The sequence below is a fragment of the Planomonospora algeriensis genome, assembly GCF_977012225.1.
In genome coordinates this window covers 1-1,138 of the sequence record NZ_CDRNDK010000906.1, presented here as the reverse complement: position 1 = coordinate 1,138, position 1,138 = coordinate 1, and the positions used below count along the sequence as shown (strand labels likewise).

Genomic DNA, 1,138 nt, shown 5'->3' with positions numbered 1-1,138 from the left:
CCCGGCCACCCCGCGAACCGGACCCGGCCGGACCACCACCCCGTGAACGGAACCGCCGTTCGGTCGGCTAGGAACCTCCCTCGAGGAGGGCTTTCAGGGTCTCCTCGTCGCGGGCGACCACGGCGCGGCCGTCGTCGGTGAGCACGATGGGGCGCTGGATCAGGACCGGGTCGGCGGCCAGGATCGCGATCCACTCGTCGCGGTCGCGCGGCCGTTCCGCCAGCCCGAGCACCCGGGCCCGGTCCTCCCCCATACGGGTGATGTCCCACGGTTGCAGGCCGAGCCGGTCGAGGACCTCGGTGAGCTCCGCGACCGTGGGCGGGTCGTCCAGGTAGCGGCGGACGGTCACGTCCCCGCCGACGCCGGCGAGGGCGTCGAGGGCGCAGCGGCTCTTGGAGCAGCGCGGATTGTGCCAGACGGTGGTCATGCGACCTCCGTCGCGACGCCACCGGTGATGCGGAGCAGTTCGTCGTAGGAGGTGGGGAAGACGCTGTGCGGGTGGCCCGCGGCGGCCCAGACCACCTCGTGCGCCTTCAGCCAGGTGTCGACCAGGGTCCGGATCGGAGCCGGGTGACCGATCGGGGCGACGCCGCCGATGGGCTGGCCGGTGGCCGCTCGGACCAGCTCCGGCGTGGCCCGCCGTACCGCGGCCGCGCCGATCGTCTCGGCGACCAGGCCGGTGTCGACACGGTGGGCTCCGCTGGTGAGCACCAGGAGCGGCTCGCCGTCGGCCTCGAAGACGAGGCTGTTGGCGATGGCGCCGACCTCGCAGCCGAGCTCCGCGGCGGCGGTCGCGGCGGTGGGGGTGGCCTGCGAGAACACGACGATCTGTCCGGGGACGCCGTGCTCGCGCAGGGCGGCGGCGACCTTCTCGATGTTCGGATGCAACTTTTCTGGCACCCGGCCACTCTAAACACATCGCCGGCCCGTCATCTCTTCATGACCGGCCGAGGGCGCATCCTGGAGGTGCGCCATGTTCCGTTGATCAGGTTATCCAGCGATATGAGGGGATGAAGTCACGTGAGGGTTGGACGGCGGCTCGGAGTGGCCTCACTCATGGCGGGAGCGGCGCTCCTGTCCTCCTCCGGCGCCGCGAACGCGGCGCCCGCCGCCCCGGCGGTGGCGGTCACCGCGGCGG

2 protein-coding genes are annotated in these 1,138 nt (G+C 72.7%); both read right to left on the bottom strand.

Features of this window, described 5'->3' with window-relative positions; translation table 11 throughout:
• Positions 1 to 67 precede the first annotated feature (67 nt).
• Positions 68 to 427, bottom strand: a complete 360-nt coding sequence (locus tag ACWJ6R_RS36795) for an ArsC/Spx/MgsR family protein (RefSeq protein WP_449066620.1) — start codon at positions 425 to 427, stop codon at positions 68 to 70.
• Positions 424 to 900 carry a YbaK/EbsC family protein gene (locus ACWJ6R_RS36790; RefSeq protein ID WP_449066619.1) on the bottom strand — a complete coding sequence of 159 codons (477 nt, stop codon included), beginning with the start codon at positions 898 to 900 and terminating at the stop codon, positions 424 to 426. The genes ACWJ6R_RS36795 and ACWJ6R_RS36790 overlap by 4 nt, the downstream gene beginning before the upstream one ends.
• Positions 901 to 1,138: the final 238 nt, after the last annotated feature.

Excerpts from the sequence above, each read along its gene's own strand:
- ACWJ6R_RS36795 (WP_449066620.1), bottom strand. The coding sequence starts at position 427 with ATGACCACCGTCTGGCACAATCCGCGCTGCTCCAAGAGCCGCTGCGCC.